The sequence below is a fragment of the Johannesbaptistia floridana genome (assembly GCF_057440575.1).
Map to the genome: position 1 here is coordinate 1 of NZ_JALKVM010000352.1, position 6831 is coordinate 6831.

The window sequence follows — 6831 nt, forward strand, 5'->3', positions numbered from 1 at the left end:
TAAATTATCCAGAGTGATGGCGTAGGATTCGGTTTTTTTGCCTACTGTGTCTGCTTTTATTTCTAAAGCCTGCTGGTAATATTCCCTTGCTTGGGGTAGATTTCCTATATCTTGGTATAACCGGGCTAAATTATCCAGAGTGATGGCGTAGGATTCGGTTTTTTTGCCTACTGTGTCTGCTGTTATTTCTAAAGCCTCCTGGTAATATTCCCTTGCTTGGGGTAGATTTCCTATTTGTTGGTATAACCCGGCTAAATTATCCAGAGTGGTGGCGTAGGATTCGGTTTTTTTGCCTACTGTGTCTGCTTTTATTTCTAAAGCCTGCTGGTAATATTCCCTTGCTTGGGGTAGATTTCCTATATCTTGGTATAACCGGGCTAAATTATCCAGAGTGATGGCGTAGGATTGGGTTTTTTTGCCTACTGTGTCTGCTGTTATTTCTAAAGCCTCCTGGTAATATTCCCTTGCTTGGGGTAGATTTCCTATTTGTTGGTATAACCCGGCTAAATTATCCAGAGTGATGGCGTAGGATTCGGTTTTTTTGCCTACTGTGTCTGCTTTTATTTCTAAAGCCTCCTGGTAATATTCCCTTGCTTGGGGTAGATTTCCTATTTGTTGGTATAACCGGGCTAAATTTTGCAGAGTGATGGCGTAGGATTCGGTTTTTTTGCCTACTGTGTCTGCTTTTATTTCTAAAGCCTGCTGGTAATATTCCCTTGCTTGGGGTAGATTTCCTATATCTTGGTATAACCCGGCTAAATTATCCAGAGTGGTGGCGTAGGATTCGGTTTTTTTGCCTACTGTGTCTGCTTTTATTTCTAAAGCCTCCTGGTAATATTCCCTTGCTTGGGGTAGATTTCCTATATCTTGGTATAACCGGGCTAAATTATCCAGAGTGATGGCGTAGGATTCGGTTTTTTTGCCTACTGTGTCTGCTTTTATTTCTAAAGCCTCCTGGTAATATTCCCTTGCTTGGGGTAGATTTCCTATATCTTGATATAACCAGGCTAAATTATGCAGAGTGGTGGCGTAGGATTCGGTTTGAGTCAAATTATGCTTTCTCCCCAACTCCATCGCCTCTAAACAAGCAGCAATAGCCTCTTGATAACGAGATTGAGGATAAAGTTTTACTACTTCCTGATTTAATCGATTAATTCTGGCTAATGGATTTAATTGATTAATTTGCCCAAATACATTAATTCTTGCCAAGAATCGCTTAATTCTGGCTAATATATCTTCACTCATCCTTCAATCACCTCAAACTCTTTATAAAACGCTTTTGCTTCTGGTTGCTGAGACAACTTTGTAAATATTTCCTCTACTCTCTCACCATCTAATCTCACTTGTTTTTTACTAGGAATCTCTAGTGTTACCCAACTTAACTCTAGTGGTTGTGGTGTAATTATTGCTAAAAAATATTCTCTCCCAAAATTCGAGTATTTTAAAGAGCGAGCCCTAAATTTTGCTTCTGCCTCTGTTGTCACCGGGGGTGGGATACTGATGGCTTGGTTGGATGTAATTGGTGTTACTGGTATCTTGGCATAGGGTTTCGATGGTGAAAATAGTTGTTTTACTCCTTGGGAGTCTTCAGACATTAGTAGTAAATATGCTTCTGAATTCATTTCTGATAACTCTTGGGAAAAGTCTACTGTTAGGCGATAACGTTGTTTTTGAATCAGTTGTCTGGAGTCTTCTTCGGGAATCTCCTCTAAGTCAGCATATCTATCTGTCTTTATATCTATCTCAATTGGCTTCATTTTCATCCCTGTGGGATGATAAATAGCTTGGGTTTTACAGAAATTCCAGGCTTCACTGACAAATTTAGTTTCCCACAACCAGCGATAAGTTTGATGGAAGCGTTGTCTGCCGTTTTCAACTGCTGGCAAACTATAGTGCTTAATTATCTTTTTTCCCACATTGGCAGTGATTGTGGTGAAGGTGTTTTCAATTCCTGAATAAGTATCACTTAGTTGTTTGGCGACAGTGGCGGTTTTTTCGTTTTGATTACGGGGATGCCAGCGATGGAGAAAGCAATCGTTTTCTTGGGGTGGTAGTTTTAATTCTTTACTTATTTTTCTTAGGTAGGCGTCGTGTATGGTCATATTTATTGGGTTGATATATGATTATTTTGCTTGTTAATTATTCTAGCTAAATATTAATTGAATTTGCTAAATAATTTTTTCTAACTTTTTATAACTTTTTCTAATTTTTTCTGACTTTTTGTTAGTTAACTAACTTTCGTTAATTAATTATTATCTAGTATCACCTATTATATTATGTCCGTTTAATTAGTTATGATAAAGTTCTACCTTCATACCTTCTTTCTTCCCTTCTGCCTCCTGCCTCCTGCCTCCTGCCTTACCTCATTTTTATCGTAAGTATTCACCCGAACTTGATATTATTTATAACAATCTATAATTCTAAATAATTAATAATAAGTTTCTAATTTATACTAATTATTTTCCTTAATTTTTAATGGCAAGGACCTCAAAAGCATGGTTAGACTAAAATCATCAAAACGAAACTTCATTAACTGATTTTGATTAATAGGAGCTAACTCATGAACAAATATCAACAGTATCAAATAGAAATAACCATACTTAGCTTTGCTGCTTTCAGTTCTGTTTTTGTGGCTATTCTTTTCTATTTCTTTAGCTAAAAAAGACTAGGTACGATGTCAATACTGCTTTTGTTAAGAGAAAATTATTGATTAGAGTAAGTTTGAAAGGAGATTAATTACAAAGCCAAAAACCCCTCTCCCTGCTCCCTGCTCCCTGCTTTCTCAGAAGAAATATGTTTGATTCTTATCCGAGCAGTATTGGGTGCGATGTAAGTATACACTATTTTCGTATCTAAATACTTACATCACCTTTTATCTCTACTCAAATACTCAATTTTCGGTGATGAATAATGAATGTAAATACTAGAAAACCACTGGCCCTCACTTGTGCCTTTATGGCTACTATTAGCTTTGGTTTATTACCTCTTGGTTGGAAGCTTTTTCCTGATATCCATCCTCTACAACTTACTGCTATGAGAATAGTAGATGGCTTTGTGCCTCTTAGTCTTCTAACTGTATTTACTGGAAACTTTCCCTATTTGATTAAAAACTTGAAACTTACTATTTTGTCCTGTTTGGGATTGCCAGTATTTTTCTTATTATCTCATCAGATAATTTATATTATGGCTATTATGAGAGGATATGAGCTAGATGCCTCTATAGGTATGTTAATTGCTCCTTTAATCACTCTATTTTTAAGTGTAGTTTTCTTAAAGGAAAGTAGATGTTTTTACAGTTATTTGGCTTTATTTGCTGGTGGCTTAGCTGTAGCAATGGTGCTTAAGGAAACTTCCTCTATGGGATTAGTATACAATTTAGGTACTGCAATTACTTGGGCTGTAGAAGTCTGTGTATCTAGAAAAGTATCTTATTTTGTGGATAAATATTATGGTGATTGTTTGCCTGGCAAAACATTCTGCCGCAGTCTAGTTTTATTAACTATACAGTATTTATTGTTGCTTCCTATAGCTTTAGTTATTCTTTTACAATTTAATGGTTTACAAGAAAGTTATTTAGAAGGAAGATTGCTAATTTTTACTGTGTGTGGTGTTGCAATTATCTCTAATATTTTGATAGGCTTTGCTAAGCAAGAGACATGGGCTTCTACCATCGGTTCTATTTATGTTATTAGTCCTATACTCCAGTTTATTATCAGTATCACTCTATCTGGTCAAAAGGCTTCTTCTCAGCAATGGCTAATTATTGTTATCTTAGTTGTTGCTATTCTGTGTTTCCAATTTGGTAATTATAGCGATAGAGACAAAATATAAATAGGCTACCTCAGATTTTGCACCAGTACTTATAGCAGTGCTAGTTATAGTGTTAACTATATTTACATAAATGATCCCCCCAAACCCCCCTTATTAAGGGGGGCTTTTGATGATAACTGTAAACATCTATTTGCGAGCTTGCTATATGTACTAAATGAACCTCAGAAAAAGTTCATTTCTCTTTAGCCTAAGATCGTAGCAAAGGTCAAGCAATTTTTAAGGGCGATCGCATTAATTCTTTAACTCATTACTTCAAAACTCATTACTTCAAAACTCAACCACCACCAATAACATTTGGGTTTTGATGCAAGATGTGAGGAAGAGGTGGCAACCAGTGGGAGACAACGAGTTAGATTGTTGGGTTTCGTTACCAAGGGCCCAACCTACAGTATGTACTGTAAAATCTCAAAATAAGGTTACAAGCCCGCGCCTTGATTCACATCACTCGCGCCCGTACTATTGTACTAACGCAAGTAGATGTTTACAACTGTGATAAAAAGCCCCCCTTAGTAAAGGGGGGTTGGGGGGATCATTTGTGAGCAATCAAAATATATTGTGTTAACACGAACTACTGCTATACATAATGAGTGAAACAAAAAGACTTGATGGTTATGTATTTCCGAATTCCGAATTCCTCTGATATTCCGTCAAATCTTTTGGACTAAAGTCCAACTACGAACCTCGTTATTCTTCAGCAAACTTTATATAATTAACCAGGCAGCAAGTCCAAAAAAAGGAACGTAACGAAACCAGCCTAATTTACTTTCAACTGTCTTGAGAAGTAAAGCTTGAAAAAGAGCAAAAAGCCCCAAATCTATACAAAAAGCTAGAGTAACTCGGTTTGTACTCAGTTGCTCTTTTGTGTATGCTATTCTCTCTGCTAAGTCTCCAAACTCGGGTCTCCCTAGAAAAAACCAACATAAGGCAATTATGCCTACACTTAGCCCGATTATCCCAAATATACGAGCTAAAGTCTTGTTCTGTTTATTTTTCTGTTCTGGTGGAGGAATTGGATTTCTGTAGCGTAAAGCCATATAGGGAGTTAGTACAGCATTAGTACCAAACATTGCTAAACCCCAAATCAGAGTTTTAGGCCAATTATTAGTTCTACTATCTGCTAATAAAAGGGGCAAAAACATAAAAATCCAGGCTTCGGCAAAGTTAAAGATTGCTTCTGAAACAGGATGAACTATAGGAGCTTGTAAATATTGAATACCCAGAAGATTTAAAATAGGTAAGACTAAGAAAAAATTCAAAGACTCATTGCCTATTTCCTCTATGGTTTCGGGTTTGATTGCCCAAACTGGTTCACCTGGAAGAATCTGTCCAGGAGGAGATAATAATAAGAAGTAAATATAAGCGACAGCGATTAATCCAAATAGCCAAACCAAAAAATTCTTACTTTCTCTAGAAATAGAGGTATTTTGCCTATTTTTAGCATGTTTTTGTGTCAACAATATTCTTACTAATGGGGATACTAATCTAATAATAAAAAATGCTGCTTTTCCTGGTTTAATCGGAGGTTCAACTAAATCACGTGCTGAGATTAATTTTCCTGTGGTTTGAGAAAAGCGATAGAAACTTGCTCCTCTACCATTGGGAAAAGGAATACCCCCCAATTCTACATGCCAAACTATTCCTACAGCTTGGTCATCTCCTTTGGTGTAATCGTCAATAACAAAACATAAATCTGACGGCACTCCTTTACAGGATTCTAATAAAAGCTTTCTTACTGCTTCTTTGCCTCGAAATGGTTGAGAAAAATTAAGGTCTTCGTAAATACAACTATCATCTATCCACTCCATAGCCGCGTCAATATCTCTGGAGTTTATCGCCTGATAAATAGATTCGATGATTTCATGAGCAGGTTTATTCATTCCTAGTGTTTTAGTTTTAGCAATATGTTTTGATTTGGTTCTAGTATAATACTTACGGAAAAAAAGACGGTTCTCCTCAGATCTTGCATCTTTATCACTCATTTACTTGTGGCGGTTAAGTAATGAGTAATGAGTAATGAGTAATGAGTAATGAGTAAAAGAATTGATCCTAACCCCTTAAAAATTGATTCTAGCCTGTTGGCAAATTTCAGTACTTTTTTAGGAGTGCGATCGCCATCTTTAAATAATATCTTTTTCTCCTTGTCTTTCGTGCGATCGCCGATAAGATCATCATCATATTTTTATCAATTTTTTGAGTTTGCGGTCCGTCACACTGTGTACTTAGCCCCTTACTATGTACAAACTAGTTTGTTTAAATTTGACAGCAAGAATATTTAATTAACCTAAAATACTAATATATTTTATTTTAAGATAAATTTTTGATTACTACATAAATTATGGTGCGTTACACTTCGTTAACGCACCCTACTTCTCTTTTTTATAGCAACTCGCCTTGTAGATGTTTACAACTGTGATAAAAAGCCCCCCTTTACTAAGCTATCCTTTATAAGCAACTCTGAAACCTTTGTATAGCAGGGAGCAGGGAGCAGGGAGCAGGGAGAGGGGTTTTAAGTAAAATTACTGAATTTGCTGATTAAATGTATATTTTTATACATTATTTTCTTAAACAAAATCTGAAAAAACACTTAACCACAAGTTATAGTTTTTGTCAAGTTTTATGTTAAGAAAGATGTTTATAAAGCATAGCTTTACAAAGGGGGGTTGGGGGGGTGCAATAAACTTACTCAAAATTGCCAACGAAAGCGGAGAGCGCCTTAGAGGCTGTTTTGTGGTCAATAATCTTGAGTTATTGGGAGGCGCTCTCCGCCACTTCACAAGTTATTTGTGACCCCAAACCATTAACTGGTAAAGGCTGGCAATTTTGAGCAGGTTTTCTCTCGCGGATCATTTGTGATCAATCAAAATATATTGTGTTAACACGAACTACTGCTATAAGTATCAGGGATGGGCGCAATGTATAAGTATCAGGGATGGGCGCAATGTATGAGTATCAGGGATGGGCGCAATGTATGAGTATCAGGGATGGGCGCAATGTATGAGT

Annotated in this window: 5 protein-coding genes; 2 read left to right on the top strand and 3 right to left on the bottom strand. The window is 36.5% G+C overall.

Annotated features, from left to right (window positions below; translation table 11 throughout):
• Together MW688_RS19485 and MW688_RS19490 are read right to left on the bottom strand one after the other, a co-directional pair.
• The coding region (locus MW688_RS19485) for a tetratricopeptide repeat protein (protein ID WP_486737679.1) at positions 1-1245 on the bottom strand (1245 nt) is incomplete at its 3' end.
• Positions 1242-2102, bottom strand: a complete 861-nt coding sequence (locus MW688_RS19490; RefSeq protein WP_486737680.1) for a hypothetical protein — start codon at positions 2100-2102, stop codon at positions 1242-1244. The genes MW688_RS19485 and MW688_RS19490, both read right to left, overlap by 4 nt.
• Positions 2103-2910: 808 nt before the next feature.
• Here MW688_RS19490 and MW688_RS19495 point away from each other — a divergent pair.
• A complete protein-coding gene (locus tag MW688_RS19495) occupies positions 2911-3831 on the top strand; it encodes an EamA family transporter (RefSeq protein ID WP_486737681.1) in 921 nt (306 codons plus the stop codon).
• A 701-nt stretch (positions 3832-4532) separates the two neighbouring features.
• Here the strand turns inward: MW688_RS19495 and MW688_RS19500 are convergent.
• Positions 4533-5810 (bottom strand): nuclear transport factor 2 family protein, encoded by a 1278-nt coding sequence (locus MW688_RS19500; RefSeq protein WP_486737682.1) that lies wholly within the window; start codon positions 5808-5810, stop codon positions 4533-4535.
• Positions 5811-5858: 48 nt separating this feature from the next.
• Between MW688_RS19500 and MW688_RS19505 the strand changes: the two genes are divergently transcribed.
• Positions 5859-6107: a hypothetical protein gene (locus MW688_RS19505; protein WP_486737683.1), complete on the top strand. Its 249-nt coding sequence runs from the start codon at positions 5859-5861 to the stop codon at positions 6105-6107.
• Positions 6108-6831 lie beyond the last annotated feature (724 nt).